Source organism: Bradyrhizobium sp. S3.7.6 (assembly GCF_054061875.1).
The window spans coordinates 5,519,651-5,536,883 of the sequence record NZ_JBSSEQ010000001.1 but is presented as its reverse complement, the minus strand read 5'-3'; the positions used below and the strand labels follow the sequence as shown (position 1 = coordinate 5,536,883).

11 protein-coding genes and 2 pseudogenes are annotated in these 17,233 nt (G+C 65.8%); 3 read left to right on the top strand and 10 right to left on the bottom strand.

Translation table 11 applies throughout. From position 1 onward, the window contains the following. Nucleotides 1-170 precede the first annotated feature (170 nt). The 5 genes and pseudogenes from ACVJ5M_RS27085 to ACVJ5M_RS27065 all read right to left on the bottom strand — a co-directional run bounded on the left by ACVJ5M_RS27085 (nt 171) and on the right by ACVJ5M_RS27065 (nt 5,725). On the bottom strand, nt 171-1,238 hold the full coding sequence (locus tag ACVJ5M_RS27085; RefSeq protein WP_231142186.1) for an IS3 family transposase: 1,068 nt from the start codon (nt 1,236-1,238) through the stop codon (nt 171-173). Further along, nucleotides 1,205-1,357 (bottom strand): annotated as a pseudogene (locus ACVJ5M_RS27080) (transposase); the annotation flags it as partial. The pseudogene ACVJ5M_RS27080 and the gene ACVJ5M_RS27085, both read right to left, overlap by 34 nt. 60 nt (nt 1,358-1,417) lie before the next feature. Further along, complete coding sequence (locus ACVJ5M_RS27075) at nt 1,418-1,705, bottom strand: hypothetical protein (protein ID WP_354097752.1); 288 nt, start codon at nt 1,703-1,705, stop codon at nt 1,418-1,420. Continuing rightward, nucleotides 1,683-1,823 carry a hypothetical protein gene (locus ACVJ5M_RS27070; protein WP_283018730.1) on the bottom strand — a complete coding sequence of 47 codons (141 nt, stop codon included), beginning with the start codon at nt 1,821-1,823 and terminating at the stop codon, nt 1,683-1,685. Before ACVJ5M_RS27070 ends, ACVJ5M_RS27075 begins: the two co-directional genes overlap by 23 nt. A gap of 134 nt (nt 1,824-1,957) precedes the next feature. Continuing rightward, nucleotides 1,958-5,725, bottom strand: a complete 3,768-nt coding sequence (locus ACVJ5M_RS27065; RefSeq protein ID WP_354099571.1) for a vitamin B12-dependent ribonucleotide reductase — start codon at nt 5,723-5,725, stop codon at nt 1,958-1,960. 745 nt (nt 5,726-6,470) lie between these two features. Between ACVJ5M_RS27065 and ACVJ5M_RS27060 the strand changes: the two genes are divergently transcribed. Beyond that, nucleotides 6,471-7,367, top strand: coding sequence for a DMT family transporter (locus ACVJ5M_RS27060; protein ID WP_063983567.1), 897 nt, complete (start codon nt 6,471-6,473; stop codon nt 7,365-7,367). Here the strand turns inward: ACVJ5M_RS27060 and ACVJ5M_RS27055 are convergent. Together ACVJ5M_RS27055 and ACVJ5M_RS27050 are read right to left on the bottom strand one after the other, a co-directional pair. Next, entirely contained in the window at nt 7,333-8,268 is a 936-nt protein-coding gene (locus ACVJ5M_RS27055) for an autotransporter outer membrane beta-barrel domain-containing protein (RefSeq protein ID WP_456679636.1), read from the bottom strand. The two genes, ACVJ5M_RS27060 and ACVJ5M_RS27055, sit on opposite strands and share 35 nt — an antisense overlap. A 2,038-nt stretch (nt 8,269-10,306) precedes the next feature. Continuing rightward, nucleotides 10,307-11,746 (bottom strand): hypothetical protein, encoded by a 1,440-nt coding sequence (locus tag ACVJ5M_RS27050; RefSeq protein WP_456679428.1) that lies wholly within the window; start codon nt 11,744-11,746, stop codon nt 10,307-10,309. A 363-nt stretch (nt 11,747-12,109) separates the two neighbouring features. Between ACVJ5M_RS27050 and ACVJ5M_RS27045 the strand changes: the two are divergent. Together ACVJ5M_RS27045 and ACVJ5M_RS27040 are read left to right on the top strand one after the other, a co-directional pair. Next, nucleotides 12,110-12,331, top strand: a pseudogene (locus ACVJ5M_RS27045) (EamA family transporter); the annotation flags it as partial. Nucleotides 12,332-12,407: 76 nt separating this feature from the next. After that, the gene (locus ACVJ5M_RS27040) at nt 12,408-13,583 is read left to right on the top strand and encodes a tetratricopeptide repeat protein (protein ID WP_354099572.1); all 1,176 of its coding nucleotides are present in this window, start codon (nt 12,408-12,410) and stop codon (nt 13,581-13,583) included. Between the two features lies 1 nt (nt 13,584). Here ACVJ5M_RS27040 and ACVJ5M_RS27035 read toward each other — a convergent pair whose 3' ends face one another. From ACVJ5M_RS27035 to ACVJ5M_RS27025, 3 genes are all read right to left on the bottom strand, one after another. Beyond that, complete coding sequence (locus tag ACVJ5M_RS27035; RefSeq protein ID WP_063983563.1) at nt 13,585-15,843, bottom strand: CHASE3 domain-containing protein; 2,259 nt, start codon at nt 15,841-15,843, stop codon at nt 13,585-13,587. Then, complete coding sequence (locus ACVJ5M_RS27030; protein ID WP_063983562.1) at nt 15,840-16,253, bottom strand: response regulator; 414 nt, start codon at nt 16,251-16,253, stop codon at nt 15,840-15,842. The genes ACVJ5M_RS27035 and ACVJ5M_RS27030 overlap by 4 nt, the downstream gene beginning before the upstream one ends. Before the next feature lie 246 nt (nt 16,254-16,499). Next, on the bottom strand, nt 16,500-17,120 hold the full coding sequence (locus ACVJ5M_RS27025; protein WP_063983561.1) for a BA14K family protein: 621 nt from the start codon (nt 17,118-17,120) through the stop codon (nt 16,500-16,502). Between the last annotated feature and the right edge of the window lie 113 nt (nt 17,121-17,233).

Here is a 17,233-nt window from a genome sequence, read left to right as displayed (position 1 = left end):
CATGCCGGTGGTGTTGAGAGTTTAGGAGAGAAGGGTTCGACGGCAAAGGCAATTTCGGCGGCAGGGTGTTGATGAGCATCGAAGCCGGAACCAATCTGCGATGACGGTGACAGTGCAATCAATCGAGGTCGCGCACTAAAAGCGATCCGAAGTGACCTGCCCCTGAAGTTTCACCCAGTAGCGGTTAGAGTCTCGGCGGATGTTACGCCGTTTGGCGCGGTGTGAGCAACGTGCGATCGGCGGAGCTGGTCGGGGTTGCGCAGCCGATCGCACGTTGCGGTGAGGTAGGCGGCATAGGCCGCAGGGGTCAGATAGCCGAGCGAGGAATGCGGGCGTTGGCCGTTGTAGTCGCCGACCCAATCCGCAATCTTGGCGCGGGCGTGATCGAGGCCGAAGAACAAGGTTTCGTTGAGAAGCTCGTCCCGCATCCGGCCGTTGAAGCTTTCACAGAAGCCGTTCTGCATCGGCTTGCCCGGCGCAATGAAGTGCCAGTCGATCTTGTTCTCCTCCGACCAGGCCAGCATGGCATTGCAGGTGAACTCGGTGCCGTTGTCGGAGACGATCATGCCCGGCTTGCCGCGCTGATTGATCAGCGCCGTCAGTTCGCGTGCCACCCGCCGCCCCTGGATCGAGGTGTCGGGGATGGCCGCCAGACATTCCCGGGTCACGTCATCGACGATATTCAGGACCCGGAAGCGACGGCCGCTGGCGAACTGGTCGTGGACAAAATCCAGCGACCACCGGGCGTTCGGCCGAGCCTCGACCAGTATCGGCGCTCGGGTGCCCACGGCGCGGCGGCGGGCCCGGCGCTTGCGCACGCTGAGGCCTTCCTCTCGATACAGACGGTAGATCCGGTTCCGCCCGGACGGCTCGCCCTGCTGGCGAAGCAGCACGAACAGCCGGCGGTAGCCGAACCGCCGACGGGCATTAGCAAGCTCGCGCAAGTGGCCGCGTAGTTCGGTGTCCGGCGGTCGGCACGATCGGTACCGAACCATCTTGCGGTCAGCGCCGACGATGCCGCAGGCCCGCCGCTCCGCCAGACCCATGACGGCCTGCAGGTGCGCGACGGCTTCGCGCTTGGCGACGGGCCCTACCATTTTTTTGACAAAAGCTCGCGTAGCGCTGCAGCATCCAGCATCTGCTCGGCCAGCAGCTTCTTCAGCTTGGCGTTCTCGTCCTCGAGTTGCCGCAACCGCTTGGCATCGGAGACGTCCAGACCGCCGAACTTCGCCTTCCAATTGTACAGCGTCGCTTCAGAGACGCCATGCTTCCGCGCCAAATCGGCAGCCTTCGCACCCGCCTCATGCTCACGCAGCACGCCAATAATCTGCTCTTCCGTAAACCTGGCTCGCTTCATCTGTCCGTCCTTCAGAAGGCCGGACTCTAACTTCAACTGGAGGAAATCGGCAGGGGCAGGTCACAGCGTGCACACAAAGTGCGTTGAGCGATAGCCCAGCCTATCGAGACCGAGAATATCGGCTCGATCGAGGCTATTCTCTTGGTCTACGTCAAAGAGTGCTCTTACTAGCTTGCTGATGGCTGTAACCTGCGACTCCAAGAACGTTACGATCCTTATGCCGGATAAGTCTGTTAGCTGCTCCGTCGGATTCTCGTATTGCTTCCTTCCAATCTTCCTTATTGCTTCGTCTAATAGTTTTACGCGATATGTGACATTGAGGTATTCAATTTTCTCCTTCTGAAGCATGCTCTTCCAGAAGAGAATGGACGATTGGAGCAAGGCGTTCGTGGTTTGGTAGGACGTCAGCCAGCCAAACTTTATGTTTATCGCCTTCGATTGCTTTTGTTCTAGCGGCTTTCTTCATTTGAGAAACTCTGTTCAATAATAATGCTCGGTAGTGTTATGCTTTATGTAGTACACGTATAAAGAGCGGTGGACAAAAAAGAGGGGCGGTTAGAAACCGCCCCTCTTACATTCTTGTCGTTCAATGAAAGCCCCTCACGAACACCCCGTCGTGCTGCCGCAAGTATCGCACTTCATACAGGTCCCATTCCGCACCAGCGTGAAGTTGCCGCACTCCGAGCACATCTCGCCTTCGTAGCCCTTGGCCTTGGCTTCCGCGCGGCGCTCGGCCTTGGTGGGGACGAGCGTCTGAGCGGTGCTGCCGGCCTTGCTCCACTGGAGGGCCTCGAGCTTCTCCGTCGGAGAGAGGTCGTGGCTGGCTTCCTGCTTCAGGGCGACGGCGCCTTCGATGGCATCGCCGGCGCGGGCCGAGCTGCCGTGCGAGGCCAGCGCGGTGACCTTGCTGCCGCCGGTCGGGGCGCTGTCGTTGCCCGGGGCGATCGCGGCGGAGCCGCCGCGCATCACGACGAGGTTGTCGGTGCGGGAGCGGGTGAGGCCGCGCGAGACCAGCTTGGTTGCGTGCTGGGCCTCGTCCGGCTCCTTGCCTTCCTCGACGCCCTTGCCGAGCGCGTCGAAGTTCGACTCGGTCGGGTCGACATGGGCGAGATCGAAGCGCGACATGTAGCTCACCGCGAGCTCGCGGAAGACGTAGTCGAGGATCGAGGTCGCGTACTTGATGCTGTCGTTGCCCTGCACGGGGCCCGCCGGCTCGAAGCGGGTGAAGGTGAAGGCGTCGACATATTCGTCGAGCGGCACGCCGTACTGGAGGCCCAGCGACACCGCGATGGCGAAGTTGTTGATGAAGGAGCGCAGCGCCGCACCTTCCTTGTGCATGTCGATGAAGATCTCGCCGAGACGGCCGTCGTCATATTCGCCGGTCCGCAGGTAGACCTTGTGGCCGCCGACGACCGCCTTCTGGGTGTAGCCCTTGCGGCGATCCGGCATCTTCTCGCGCTCGCGCATCACGATGATGCGCTCGACCAGCTTCTCGACGATCTTTTCCGAGACCTGGGTGGCACGCGCCGCCATCGGCTTTTCGTAGAGTGACTCGGCCGCATCCTCCTCGTCCTCATCGTCGGCGATGAGCTGCGAGTTGAGCGGCTGGGAGAGCTTCGAGCCATCGCGATAGAGCGCGTTGGCCTTCAGCGCGAGCTTCCACGACAGCATGTAGGCGGACTTGCAGTCCTCCACCGTGGCGTCGTTCGGCATGTTGATGGTCTTGGAGATCGCACCCGAGATGAAGGGCTGGGCCGCCGCCATCATGCGGATGTGGCTCTCGACCGACAGATAGCGCTTGCCGATCTTGCCGCAGGGATTGGCGCAGTCGAACACCGAATAGTGCTCGGCCTTCAGGTGCGGGGCACCTTCTACCGTCATCGCGCCGCAGATGTGGACGTTGGCCGCCTCGATCTCGCGCTTGGTGAAGCCCACGGCCTGAAGCAGGTCGAAGCCGGGGGCTGCGATCGCCTCGGCACCGATGCCGAGCTGGTCGCGGATGAAATCCTCGCCAAAGGTCCACTTGTTGAAGGCGAACTTGATGTCGAAGGCGGTCGGCAGGGCCTTTTCGACCTTGGCGATGGCTTCATCGGTGAAGCCCTTGGCCTTCAGCGTCGAGGCGTTGATGGCCGGCGCGTTGGAGAGCGAGCCGTGGCCGACGGCGTAGGCTTCGATCTCGGCGATCTCGCTCTCGCGATAGCCGAGCGCGCGCAGCGCCGCGGGGACCGCGCGGTTGATGATCTTGAAGTAGCCGCCGCCGGCGAGCTTCTTGAATTTGACCAGCGCGAAGTCGGGCTCGATGCCGGTGGTGTCGCAATCCATCACGAGGCCGATCGTGCCGGTCGGTGCGATCACCGTGGTCTGGGCGTTGCGATAGCCGTGCTTCTCGCCGAGCTCGAGCGCCGCATCCCAGGCGGCCTGCGCGTGGCTGACGAGGTCAGCCTGCGGGCAGGAGACGAGGTCCATCGGCACCGGGTTCACCGAGAGCGCCTCGTAGCCGTTGGACTGGCCGTGGGCGGCGCGGCGGTGGTTGCGGATCACGCGCAGCATGTGCGCGGCGTTCTTCTTGTAGCCCGGGAAGGTGCCGAGCTCGGCCGCCATCTCCGCCGAGGTCTTGTAGGTGATGCCGGTCATCACAGCGGTGAGGGCGCCGCAGAGCGCGCGGCCTTCCTTGCTGTCATAGGACAGGCCCATGGTCATCAGCAGGCCGCCGATGTTGGCATAGCCGAGGCCGAGCGTGCGGAACTCGTAGGAGAGCTCGGCGATCGCGCGCGACGGGAACTGCGCCATCATCACGGAGATTTCGAGCACGATGGTCCAGAGCTGGCAGAGGTGCTCGTAGCCGGCGACGTCGAACTGCTTGGTCTCGGTGTTGTAGAAGGTCAGCAGGTTGGCGGAGGCGAGGTTGCACGCCGTGTCGTCCAGGAACATATATTCCGAGCACGGATTGGACGCGCGGATGTCGCCGGACGCCTTGCAGGTGTGCCAGTCGTTCATGGTGGTGTTGAAGTGCAGGCCCGGGTCGGCCGACGCCCAGGCGGCGTAGCCGATCTTTTCCCAGAGGTCGCGCGCCTTCAGCGTCTTGGTGATCTTCTTCGTCGTGCGTCCCACGAGGTTCCAGTCGCCATCCGTTTCCACGGCGCGGAGGAAGTCGTCCTTCAGCGAGACCGAGTTGTTGGAGTTCTGGCCCGAAACCGTGAGGTAGGCTTCCGAATCCCAGTCGGTGTCATAGACGTCGAACTGGATGTCCTTGTAGCCCTGCTTGGCGAACTGCATCACGCGCTTGATGTAATTGTCGGGCACGAGGCTGCGGCGCGCGAGCTTGATCTCGCGGCGGAGCGCCGGGTTCTTCTCGGGGTCGAAGCAGTCGTCGCCCGAACCTTCGCAGTTCACGCAGGCCTTCAGCACCGCCTTGAGGTGCTTCTGGTTGATCTTGGATCCGGTGACGAGAGCGGCGACCTTCTGCTCCTCCTTCACCTTCCAGTCGATATAGGTCTCGATGTCGGGGTGATCGACGTCGACGACGACCATCTTGGCGGCGCGGCGCGTGGTGCCGCCCGACTTGATCGCGCCGGCTGCCCGGTCGCCGATCTTGAGGAAGCTCATCAGGCCGCTCGAGCGGCCGCCGCCCGAGAGCTTCTCGCCTTCGCCGCGCAGGCGGGAGAAGTTGGAGCCGGTGCCGGAGCCGTATTTGAACAGGCGGGCTTCGCGGACCCAGAGGTCCATGATACCGCCCTCGTTGACGAGGTCGTCACCGACGCCCTGGATGAAGCAGGCGTGCGGCTGCGGGTGCTCGTAGGCGGACTTGGACTTGGTCAGCTTGCCGGTGAAGGGGTCGACGTAATAGTGGCCCTGGCCGGGGCCGTCGATGCCATAGGCCCAGTGCAGGCCGGTGTTGAACCATTGCGGCGAGTTCGGCGCGACCATCTGCATGGCGAGCATGTAGCGGATCTCGTCATAGAAGGTCTGGGCGTCCTCGTCGGAGGAGAAGTAGTTGCCCTTCCAGCCCCAATAGGTCCAGCAGCCGGCGAGCCGGTCGAACACCTGCTTGGCCGAGAGCTCGCTGACGAAGCGCTCTTTCTCGGGGAGAGCGGCGAGCGCCTCGGTGTCGGGCACGGAGCGCCACAGGAAGGAGGGGACGGACTCCTCCTCGACCTTCTTCAGGCGCGCGGCGACGCCGGCTTTGCGGAAATACTTCTGGGCGAGCACGTCGGAGGCGACCTGCGACCACTCGGTCGGCACCTCGACGTTCTCGAGCTTGAACACGACCGAGCCGTCGGGATTCCGGATCTCCGACGTGGTCAGCCGGAAATCGATCCCGGCGTAAGGTGACTGTCCCGAAGTGGTGTGGCGCCGCTCAATCCGCATGGTCTTGCCCCGTCCTTTTATCTGCCGGACTGCCTCCGCAAGGCGCCCGGGTCGCTATTTCGGTTCGCGATTCCTCCGAGGGCCTCATCGGCCCAAAGGCTTCGCAGTTCAGCCGGTGGATCCGGCCCAGTTTCTCCCGGCGCGATGGTTTTCATCCGCCGGCATGTCCACACCCATCCGCCCCCAAGGGGATGTGCGCGACATGCGTTCAACGCCCCACACGCCACTTCAACCAATGCCATCCGAGCCTGTTGCCGGCCCGTTCTGGCGCCCGAAGGTCTGCATTTCGAGGGCAGACAAGCCCTCATCCGCGGCCTTTGGCTGGCTTGGCGGAGTGACGATTTGCGAGACCCTTTGGGGGAGTGCCGGCGGGACGCAAACTCACTCGCGCCGAACGGACCGAAAGCTAGGACTCTCCGTTGCGCCCGTCAAGAACTAGTGCGAGTTCCTGAATCAAATACTAAATATGGTGGATTGCGGGGGATAACAGGGGGTAAGCCCGCGCCTGTTGTTGAGCCAAGTATCAGTGAGTCCTCAGGGATTCCCAACCAAAAAAATTTGCATCCCGTGACGATACGGACCCTTCACCCCGCTGTTCACAGGGCAGGTATATTTTTCGGGACCGGGGTTGCCTCAGCGGGACTCACGTAGGGCTACGGAAGGTGAGGGCAGGCATGCCCGCCGGGGTGGTGGTGGCGCGTGCGAATCCGCGCCAAGCTGACCGCGATTTTGCCGGGTACCCCACATGCTTGATTCGACTCGCCGGGATGCGCGACCGCGCATCGCCCCGGCCGGCCTGATGTTCCTCGCCATCACCTCGATCGGCTGGGGTTTCAACTGGCCGGTGACGAAGTTCCTGCTGTCCGAGCTGCCGCCGCTGACGCTGCGCGGGGTGACCGGCGTGCTGGGCGCGGTGCTGCTCGCCGCCCTCGCGCTGATCCGCCGGCAGAGCCTCAAGGTGGGGCCGGGGATCTGGCCGCGCTTACTGACCGCCGCCGTCCTCAACGTCACCGGCTGGATGGTGCTGATGGGCCTGGCACTGCTTTGGCTGCCGGCCAGCGAGGCGGCGCTGATCGCCTACACCATGCCGGTCTGGGCCTCGCTGATCGCCTGGCCGGTGCTGGGCGAGCGGCCGACCGTGCTGCGCACGCTGGGGCTGGTGATGGCCTTCGTCGGCCTGGCCTCGATCATGGGCGGCAACGGCTTTGCGGCGAGCGTGGAGAAGCTGCCTGGAATCATCATGGCGCTGGGCGGCGCGCTCGGCTTCGCCGTCGGCACGGTGTTCTCGAAGAAGTACCCGATCCATCTGCCGCCGATCACGGCTGCGGCCTGGCAGATCGGGATCGGCTGCCTGCCGATCTCGATCATCGGCCTCTTGGTCGAGACCACGCATCTTTCGCTGGTGACGCCGGTCGGCTGGTGGCTGCTGGTCTATTCCACCGTGGTGCAGTTCTGCATTGCCTATGTCAGCTGGTTCGCAGCATTGGCGCGGCTGCCGGCGTCAGTGGCCGCGATCGGCACCATGGCCGTGCCTGTCATCGGCGTGGTCGCCTCCGCGCTCGCGCTGGGCGAGCCGCTGGGGCCGGGCCAGATCGCCGCGCTGATCTTTACACTGGCGGCCGTGGTGCTGGCGACGCGCTAGTTCGAGAACCAGGCATCACCATGCGTAGCGGATCGCGCCCTTGCCCGGCATAGCTTTGCGTGACATTCGAGAACCCGCCCTCGAACGTCGCGGCGGCAGACCAGCCGTTGGTCCACTGCCATTCGGCCGAGGCTGTGGTCAGCGCGGAGTCGGACGCCTGCGCCGCACCGTTGACGACGAAGCTTGCGCCCGGCAGCGACTGGAAGGTCGGGGCAATCGAACGATCCGGATTAAAATCATGCGCCCATGCAAGGCGGCCGCGCAGCGTGACGATGCCGTTCTGCATGGCGAATGATTTGTCGGTGCGAATGCCGAGCTCGCTGCGCGTGTCGGTCACGCTCTTGGCGGCATAGGTCTGTGCAAACAACGGCGAACCGGCGACGACGCTTTCGGCATAGGCCGGCAGGTCGAATGTGGTGAATTGCCCTGCGGCGTAAGGGGTGATGCCGAGACCGCCCAGCGTCGGCGTGACGAAGCGGTGGCCACTCTCCACGCGACCCGAATACGCATTCGCATTGAACTCGGCGCGCAGGTGGTCGATGCCGGCGACCGTGACGATGCGGTTGGTCGTGATGTCCTGCCAGCCATAAGCCAGCGCAGCAATGATGTAGGCCGCACCGATGTTATGGCGAACGAAGGCGCCGGCTTGGAACAGGTCGGAGCTGCCATAGCCGAGGCCGTTGACGTTGAAGCCGGTGCGGCCGCCCGCCAGCGCAAATCCCGCGCGCGTGTCCGGCGAGACCCGATAGTCCGCACCGACCGCGATGCCGTAGATGCTGCTCGCGCTGTTGTTCGAGCCGATGATGGCGTTGCCGGCCGTGGTCTGCGACCCGCCGAAGCCGGCGGCCCACACGCTCCAGCGTTGGTCGAAGGTCGGAGCTGCCAGCGCCTTGGTGGACATCGCCGCATAAGCGTCGCGCTCGCCAACAGTTCGACCGCGTGCCGCGTAGGCCGAGCTGTCCTCGGCATATGCATTCGGCGGGCCGCCGGCGCTGACGGGACCGCGGCGACCGGAGATGAATGGATCCGTCATCACGCCCATGAACTGGTTCATCGCGTTGAACGTCGTCTGCTGGGAGCCAGTGGCGCTCTCGCCGGAGACCTGGGTCAAGCCGGTGGGATCGAGTCCGAAGAAGCCCATCGGAAGGCCGCCGTTGTTGTTGAAGGCGTAGGTCAGCGCGTTGGCGACGTTCTGCTGGTTGACGTTGAGGCCGGTGTAATTGGTGAAGGCGGCCGTCAGGTTCAGATAGGCGTTGTTGGCGTCATAGCTCAGTGTATCGCTCGCGCCCGTCGGCAGTCCGACATTGGTGATGCCCGCGAACGTCGTGCCGCCACGTCCGCCGGCCGCGGTCAGGATCGTGTATGTCTTCGAGACATAGCTGCCGGGCAGGAAATTCGCGACCACGGTCGCACCCGTCAACGTCGCCGCGCCCGTGACATTGGCGGAGCTCGATGTCGATGGGTTGAGCGCAACGACGTAGAGCGCGCCCGATTGGAAGGCCAGATTGCCGGCGACCATCGTCGACGTCCCGGGCGTGTTGACGGCTCCAGGCATGAACGTGCCACCGGCATTGATCGTCGCTGCGCCGATAGTGCCCGTGCCGCCAAGCGTGCCGCCGGCGTTCACGGTCATGGTCGAATTGGCCAGCGAGCCGTTCACCAGCAGCGTGCCGGCGGCGATCGACCACGGCAATGCAGCGCTATTGGTGCCGCTTAGCGTCCAGGTCGAAGCGCCCGTCTTCTCGAAGCTCGCGAAGCCCCGATACTGCGCAGCGGCGCCGATCAGCGAAACGTCGAAAGAAGCAGTGGGGTTGGTGTTGCCGCCGAACTGCAAGGCGCCGTTGCCCGTCTGATCGACGACGTTGCCGCTGAAGCTGTAGCCGGCCTGAAGCTGTAGCGTGTTCGCGCCGCCGGTGAAGGTGATGGCGTTGGCACGCGTGACGCCGTCGCCGGCGAGACCGCCTGAAATCGATCCGCTGTTGATGATGCTGAGATTGGTGCCGATGACGCCGGCGCCGCCTGCACCGACCGCGCCGGAGACCCCGGCGGTGACGGTGCTGCTGCCGGAGCTACCGCTCGCGCCGGCGCTGCCGCTCACGCCGGAGAAGCCGTTCGTCCCTGTGGTGCCGTTCGTGCCGCCGCTGGCGGCCAAGGCCCCGGCACCGCCGACGCCGCCGGAGCCGCCGACACCACCGCTGCCGGCGCTGCCCGCGGTGCCGCCGAGGCCACCCATGCCCGCGGCCCCGGCGATGCCGCCATTGCCGCCGGTGATCGTGCCGCGATTGATCAGCGTGCCGCCGTTGGAGAAGGCGGCGCCAACGCCGCCGGTGCCACCATAGCCGCCATCGCCGCCGCGGCTCGAGGCGCTGCCACCGTTGCCGGCATTGCCGCCGGCACCGCCAAATCCGCCGGTCCCGCCGTTGCCGCCATTGCCGCCATCGGTCGAGCCGACCACGTTGACGCCAGCGGTGCCGTTGCCGCCAGCGCCGCCAACGCCGCCGACACCGCCGTTGCCCGCATTGCCACCGGCGCCGCCGTTGCCGCCACTGCCTGCGGTGCCGCCGCGGCCGCCATCGCCGCCGGTGATGATGCCTTGATTGGTCAGCGTGCCACCGTTTGAAATGGTCGCGCCGGCGCCGCCGGCGCCGCCATGACCACCTACGCCGGCATCGCCGGCGCTTCCTCCGCTCCCGCCGTTGCCACCCATTCCGCCGGCGGCGCCGCTGCCGCCGCTGCCGCCAGCGACGGCCGGGAGAAGGGCACTCGCGCCAGCACCGCCGGTGCCCGCTGTGCCGGCGTCACTGCCGTTGCCCCCGGCGGCGCCGTTGCCGGCATTGCCGCCGGAGCCGCCAATCCCGCCGGCGCCACCAGCGATGTTGCCCGAAACTGTAACGGTCCCGCCGTTCGTGAGCTGGACACCATCGCCGCCGCTGGATCCGCTACCGCCAATGCCGCCATTTCCGCCGGCGCCACCATTCCCGCCGTTGCCGCCAGCGCCACCAACCAGACCGTTGTTGCCATTGAGAAAGCCGGAGCCGGAGGACCCCGTTGGCGCCATTGTCGCCTGTGCCGCCGGCGCCGCCGATCCCGCTTGCGCCGCCATTGGCGCCGTTGCCGCCAGCTCCGCCATTGCCACCGGCGCCTCCCATGATCGTTTGGGAAATTGAGAGCGTGCCACCGCTCGTCACCTGCAGACCAACGCCACCGCCGGCACCATTGGCGCCATCGCCTGCGTGGGCGCTGGCGCTGCCGCCGGTGCCACCATTGCCACCGCGCCCGCCGGCTACGCCGAGCCCGATGCTGGATCCCGCGTTGCCGCCGTTGCCGGCCATGCCGCCGGCGCTGCCTGCACCGCCAGCGCCACCGCTGCCGCCGGTACCTGCCGTGACGCTTTGCAAAATCGTCACGGTGCCGCCACCCGTGACCTGGATGCCGTCGCCACCGCTGCCGCCGATCGCACCATTGCCGCCGGCACCAACCCCGCTATTGCCGCCGTTTCCACCGGTCCCGCCATCGAGCGCGCCGAGAACATTGGCGCCGGAAGCGCCCGCACCACCGCTCCCGCCGTGACCCGCTGTACCGCCGCGCCCGCCGCTGCCGCCATCGCCGCCGGCGACCGTTTGCTGGACCGTCGTGGTGCCTGCGCTGGTGACCTGCACGGCGGTGCCGCCATTGCCGCCGCCGCCGGCAGCGCCCCCGCTGCCGAGGACGTTGCCACCGGTCCCGCCGGTCACACCAGCGACGCCCAGGGAGAGAGCACTGGCTCCATTGCCGCCGCTCCCGCCGGCGCCGCCACTGCCACCAACCCCACCCGCGCCGCCGGTCGCCGCTATCGAAAGGGTGCTGCCTCCGACGCTGACCTGCACGCCGGCGCCACCCGCACCACCGCCGCCACCGACGCCGCCGCTGCCCGTTCCCGCGCTGGCATCAAGGCCACCAATGACAGAAGAACCATCGGCGCCGCTCGCGCTGGCGCCGCCGTGACCGCCGGCGCCACCCGCTCCACCGGAGCCGGCACCGAGCGCACCTTCGCCGCCACCGCCGCCGCCACCGCCACTACCCGTAGTCAGAGCTGAGTTGCCGTTGCCGCCATTGCCGCCGCTGCCACCGACAACGTTGCCGCCGTCACCGCCAAGTCCGCCGTTGCCGCCTGAGGTCGCCGTGCCCCCGGAGCCTCCGGTGCCGCCTGCGGCAGCGCCGCCGCCGCCGCCCGCGCCTTGTCCGGTCGCGTTGTCACCGCCATTCCCACCGTTAGGAGAGGCGCTGGTACCGGCCGCGCCACCGCCGCCGCCCGTGCCATTGCCACCGGCTCCGCCAGCGCCGCCGTCGGCGCGCACCGACACGATCGTCAGCGCCAGTGCGACAGCCGTGCTCGCCAACAATGTAGGGAGCCTGAAACGGCGCCGGGTCGGACAAGAACCAATTCTCGATTCAACTATCAATTGTATTACCGGCAGCCTTGGCACCGACCCGCAGGCCATTCCGAGGTGAAATCCTCAGAAACAGACCGCAACATATTCGCTCGCCGAAACGGCTCAACGAGAATGGTCTTGCCTGCCAGGAATACCGTTTGATTTCGGTCGCCTGTCACCCGGAAACAACATCGACACCCGCCGCGAGACCGCGGATGACGTCAGTGAGCATTCGTAATTCAGTGCAGTTCTCAGCCGAGCGCACACACAATCTGCGCGCTTTCGAAGCCGTGCCAGGCCTCGCATCCGGAGCAGGTGACGACGCTCGGCTGGGCAGCCGTCTATTCGACCGTGGTGCAGTTCTGCATCGCCCATGTCAGCTGGTTCGCCGCGTTAGCGCGCCTGCCGGCCTCGGTCGCCGCGATCGGCACCATGGCGGTACCCGTGATCGGCGTCGTCGCCTCGGCACTGGCGCTGCACGAGCCGTTGGGCCCGGGGCAGATCGCCGCGCTGGTCTTCACGCTGGCGGCCGTGGTGCTGGCGACGCGCTAGACAGCGGTCTCTTGCGCGAAGCCGCGCTGCACCTCTAGATAGTTTCCCGCGATTCACCTCGCTCCAGGGGCAACGCATGAGAGTCATCGCGCTGGCCGTCGTGCTCGGCCTGATCCCGTCCCTTGGATTGGCTCAAGCCGATCAGGATCGGTTATCTTGCAATGCATCCAACGATGCTCCGGAAGCGGCCGTGATTTCGGCCTGCACGCGCCTGATCGAGGCCGGCACGCCAGGCCACGATGAACGTGCGGGCTTTTTTCATGATCGGGGCAACGCCCACTGGCGCAGCGGCGACTACAAGGCGGCCGTCGCCGATGAGAGCGAGGCCATCGCCATCAATCCAGCCTTCGCCGACGCCTATATGAGGCGGGGTGCAGCCAATTTCGACGACGGCAATGTCGATCAGTCGATCGCCGACTCGACGAAAGCCATCGAGATCGATCCGCAGAATTTTCGCGCCTACACCAACCGGGGTATCGCCCGCGCGAAGAAGGGCGATCGGCGCGGTGCCATCGCGGACGAATCCAGGGCGATCGAGATCAACCCGAGATGGATCGCGGCCTATCTTGCCCGGCAAGACAACCGCAATCACATCGGCGACCGCGCCGGCGCGTCATCCGATCTTGCCAGCGCGCTTGGCATCGAACCGGACGGCGGTTTCGATGGATATCGATACCGGGCTGTGGCGTTCAGGCGAAAGAAGGACTACGGCCACGCCATTGCCGACATCGATCACTGGATCAGCATGAATCCGGGCAGTGCGGCGGCTTACGAGAGTCGCGCCGACGCTCGTTTACGCCAGGATGACTTCGCGCATGCGATTGCCGACGCCAGCAAGGCGCTCGAGCTGAATCCGAAGCGTTCGTATCCGCTCAGCATCCGTGGTTCGGCTTATCTGCACACGCGCGATCTCGACGCAGCCATCGCCGATTTCGATGCCAGCATCGCAGCCGACGCCAGGATCGGATACGTCTACGGGCTTCGCGGCCGCGCCTACGCGCTCAAGGACGATCAGGACCGGGCCATTGCCGACTTCACAAAGCAGATCGAGCTCGATCCGGACAATGAACAAGCCTATCGCGCACGCAGCGCGGCCTGCGAGAAGAAGCAGGACGCTGCCGCTGCGAGCGCCGATTTCGAAAAGGCATGGGCGATAGAAGGCGCGCGATCGCGTGCGCCTGGGGCGATGCCTCCGGATGTTGCGAAGGTGTTCGAAACAAAGCGGCGGAAGCCGCCGCAGAACAATCCTTGAACTAACCCGCCGTCATCCCGCCGCCGTTCAGCGCCTTCCTGATCATCTCGGCGAGCTGGTTGCGGCGGTAGGGTTTTGTCAGCAGCAGCACGCCGTCGTCGAGCTTGCCGTGGTGGACGATGGCGTTGTCGGTGTAGCCGGAGGTGTAGAGCACCCTCACACCCGGCCGGCGCTTGGCCACCTCTTCGGCGAGCTCGCGCCCGCTCATGCCGCCGGGGATGACGACGTCGGTGAACAGGAGGTCGAAGTCCTGGCCGGCCTCGATCATGTCCAGCGCGGCCCGGCTGTCGGGCGCGGCGACCGTGTCGTAGCCGAGGCTCTGCAGCTGCGCGGTGACGAAGTTGCGCACCAGCGTGTCGTCCTCGACCACGAAAATGGTCTCGGCGCCGCCTTCGGCCTGCGGCGCCACTGGGGCCGCCGCGTCCGTCATGCCGTCGCCCGGCGGCAGATAGAGCTTGATCGTGGTGCCGTGGCCTTCCTCGCTGTAGATCTTGATGTGGCCGCCGGACTGCTTGACGAAGCCGTAGACCATGGAGAGGCCGAGGCCCGAGCCCTTGCCGACCTCCTTGGTGGTGAAGAACGGCTCGAAGGCCTTCTGCTGGATGTCCGCTGACATGCCGGTGCCGGTGTCGCTGACCGCGAGCATCACGTAGGGGCCGGGCTGCACCTCCGCGTGGGCCTGCGCATATGCCTCGTCGAGCACGACGTGGTGGGTCTCGAGCAGCAGCTTGCCGCCGTTCGGCATGGCGTCGCGGGCGTTGATCGCCATGTTGAGCACGGCATTGGTGAGGCGGGACGGATCGATGTGCGCGGTCATCGGTCCCTGTTCCAGCACGGTCTCGATCTGGATCTGCTCGCCGAGGGTGGGGCGCAGCAGCTTGGCGATATCGGCGATCGCGCCGTTGATCTCGACATTGCGCGGTTGGAGCGGCTGCCTTCGTGCAAAGGCGAGCAGATGCTGGATCAGCTCGGCGCAGCGCTCGGCGGCATCGTCGATCAGGCGGGCCACGCGCTGGAGCTCGGGCTGCTGCTTCAGACTCGCCACCAGCGTCTCGGTATTGCCGGAGATCACCGTGAGCATGTTGTTGAAGTCGTGCGCGACGCCGCCCGTCAGCTTGCCGATCGCATCCAGCTTCTGCGACTGGTGCAGCTGCCGCTCGGTTTCGCGCGACGTGGTCGCGTCGTGATAGACCAGCACGGCGCCGGAGACGTTGCCTTGTCCGTCGCGCATCGGCCGGCCGCTGATCATCAGATGGCGGGGATCGTTGCCGTTATGCGGGCGGACGATCATCTCCAGATTCTCGAACTGCTCGCCGCGCAGCACGCGCGTCGAGGGCAGCTCGTCGGCCCTGAGCGGCGTAACGCCGTCGCCGTGAAACACGTCGGACAGGGCGCGCAGATTGCGCAGGCTCATGCCGGCGCGATGCAGCAAGATGCGTTCCGCGGCCGGATTGGACAGAAGGACAGTGCCCTCGGCGTCGATCACCAGCACAGCCTCGGCCATGCTGTGGAACGTGCTCTGGAGCACGTTCACCGACAGCCGCAGCTCGTCATGCGCGTTGACGAGATGCTCGGTGCGCTCGGCGACGGCCGCCTCGAGTTGCTCCTTCGCCGCCGTGGTCTCCAGCAGGGTGCTCTTCAGCGCGACCGTGGTGCGCTGGCTCTCGCGCATCAGCATCGCGACCAGCAGCAGGATCACCAGCGCGCCGATCACGTCGATGCCGAGCAGGACGATGCCGGTGCGGCGGGAACTTAGGGCGCGGGCGGCGAGCAATCGCTCTTCCTCCGCGCTCAGCTGATCGAGATTGCCCATCACCGTGTCCATGAGGCCGCGGCCCTCGCCCTTGCCCTGGAGCGCGGCAACGCCGGCCTGGTCGTTCTCGGCGCGCAGGCGCATCACCTCTGCGGCGATCTCGACCCGGCGCAGCGCCAGCGGCTCGGTGCCCTCGATGAGCGCGACCTGATCGGGGTTGTCACGCAGGCTGCGCTTGAGGTCGGCCAGCGCCGGTGCGATCTGGGCGTGCACCGCCTGAAACTCGTCGCTGAAGCTCGGGTTGCGATAGATCTCGTAGCCGCGCGCGGCGCTCTCGGCGTGGCGCATCAGCACGCGCAGATCGGAGATCTTCTTCTGCGTCTCGATGGTGTGATTGACCCAGGCGGCATCGAACCGCGACTTGACGTCGAGTCCGATCGAGGCGGCGGTGATGATCAGGAGGATTGCAAGTCCAGCACCGAGAATGACGCGCTGCGTTGGGATCAAGGGGCTTCTTTCTTGTCCTTCGGCTGCGTGGCCTCGCCGAGGCATTCCCGGATCGTGGTCAGGAGCGCGTCCGGCGTGAACGGCTTGCGCAGGCAGCGTGTCGCGCCGAGTTCCAGTGCCATGCGGAGGAAATCGGGGGAGGGCGACGCAGACGAGGCGAAGGCGTAGCCGGACATCGCGATGAGAGGGATCGCCGGGGCGCGCTCGTGAAAGATGCGGATGGATTCGAAGCCGCGCATGTGCGGCATGAAGATGTCGACCAGCATCACGTCAAACGTCTGCGCTTCGAGCGCAGCCAGCCCCGTTTCGCCGCCGTCAGCCATCGTGACATCGAAGCCCTGACGTTGGAGCAGGACCTCGATGGTCGCGCCGACCATCGGATCGTCATCTACCACGAGGATACGCGGCATGACATTTCCCAGTAGATCGAAGTCCCAACATTCATCGGTGATATAGGCGAATCGCGGGACGGGTCAATTTGGGATTGGATCATTGTAGATATGCACGGTGCGGTGAATAAAGGTCCCTCGCGTTCGCGTGCATAGTTACTCCCGCGCGATGCGCGGGCTGCGCGCGAAACAGGCGATGAGCGCGCGACAAACGAAAGAGGCGCCGCACCGATGCGACGCCTCTTCCGTCAAGCGTTGTCGACCTGCTTACGGGCAGGGATGACGCTGGCCGTCATAGCCGAGATACGTGCCCGAGGCCGGATCGTAGGATCTGTATCGCTGCGCGCAATAAGCCGACGAGTCACCACCGCTATCCGGCACCACCGCGACCGACGGTTCGTCATAATAGCTGTCGTCGCCATAGTAGTAGGGATCGTTGTAGTACCCGCCACCGTAGTAGGCGTAGGAGCCGAGCCCGCCGATCGCAGCACCGGCTGCGACGCCCGGCCAGAAACCGCCACCATGACGACGCCAGCCGCCACCGTGCCAGTTGCCACCGCCGCCGCGCCAGTTGTTACCCGCGACTGCGAGGGGACGGCCGCCGCCACCACTAAACGTGGCTCCTGCGGTCGGACGCATGGCTAGGCCGGCGCTCGGGCGCATGGCTCCGGCTGCGAAATTGCCGCCGCCGCCACCGAACCGCGCGCCGCCAAAGCTGCCGCCGCCCATGCGGGCGCCGCCACCGCCGAAATGGGCGCCGCCACCACCGCCAAAATGACCACCGCCGCCACCGCCGTGGCCGCCACGGCCCTGGGCGAAGCTCGGCGTCGCCAACGGAAGGACCAACGCCACCGCTGCCGCGGCGCTCAAAATTCTCAGACTTTTCATGTTCAAACTCCTTATTCCCTGAAGCAAACCTCTTGAAGGGCCCGCGGTTCCAGGGTTCACGCCGGTGTGCGCGTATGGCGCAGGTTTCCATGTGGCCGCTGTACCCGGCATGA

What these genes read in the sequence shown, in the direction of transcription:
- ACVJ5M_RS27055 (WP_456679636.1), bottom strand. Translation starts at nt 8,268, where the DNA reads ATGTCCACCAAGGCGCTGGCAGCTCCGACCTTCGACCAACGCTGGAGC.
- ACVJ5M_RS27030 (WP_063983562.1), bottom strand. Translation starts at nt 16,253, where the DNA reads ATGCCGCGTATCCTCGTGGTAGATGACGATCCGATGGTCGGCGCGACC.
- ACVJ5M_RS27040 (WP_354099572.1), top strand. Translation starts at nt 12,408, where the DNA reads ATGAGAGTCATCGCGCTGGCCGTCGTGCTCGGCCTGATCCCGTCCCTT.
- ACVJ5M_RS27065 (WP_354099571.1), bottom strand. Translation starts at nt 5,725, where the DNA reads ATGCGGATTGAGCGGCGCCACACCACTTCGGGACAGTCACCTTACGCC.
- ACVJ5M_RS27075 (WP_354097752.1), bottom strand. Translation starts at nt 1,705, where the DNA reads ATGCTTCAGAAGGAGAAAATTGAATACCTCAATGTCACATATCGCGTA.
- ACVJ5M_RS27060 (WP_063983567.1), top strand. Translation starts at nt 6,471, where the DNA reads ATGCTTGATTCGACTCGCCGGGATGCGCGACCGCGCATCGCCCCGGCC.
- ACVJ5M_RS27070 (WP_283018730.1), bottom strand. Translation starts at nt 1,823, where the DNA reads ATGAAGAAAGCCGCTAGAACAAAAGCAATCGAAGGCGATAAACATAAA.
- ACVJ5M_RS27025 (WP_063983561.1), bottom strand. Translation starts at nt 17,120, where the DNA reads ATGAAAAGTCTGAGAATTTTGAGCGCCGCGGCAGCGGTGGCGTTGGTC.